Source organism: Gilvimarinus sp. 1_MG-2023, assembly GCF_030548285.1.
Genome location: NZ_JAUOSC010001123.1, coordinates 1 through 265, shown reverse-complemented (window position 1 = coordinate 265; position 265 = coordinate 1). Strand labels below are relative to the sequence as shown.

Sequence of the window (265 nt, the reverse complement as noted above, 5' to 3'; positions counted from 1 at the left end):
CCGCCTTTTCCGGAGGTCACCACGATTATTTTTGCCACGGTATTCATCCTGCCAATTTGGTTATTTATCCGAGCCGGTGAGGGTTAAGTGGTCATCAACCAGCCGGACCAGCACGCTGCTGTTTTTTAAGGGGTGATCGTCTTCAAATAATTGGTACTGGCCAGCAATAGCGACCAGCTGGGCATCAAATTGTAAACAGCTGATCATTGCGTCCGGATTACCCTTGACGCCTGCCAGTGCCTTGCCGCGCAACCTGCCCATAATC

Annotated in this window: 1 protein-coding gene; it reads right to left on the bottom strand. The window is 51.3% G+C overall.

What is annotated here, in order from left to right:
* Positions 1-60 precede the first annotated feature (60 nt).
* Positions 61-265, bottom strand: a 205-nt coding sequence (locus Q4563_RS20350; protein ID WP_303605806.1) for a septum site-determining protein MinC, incomplete at its 5' end; no start/stop codon positions are given.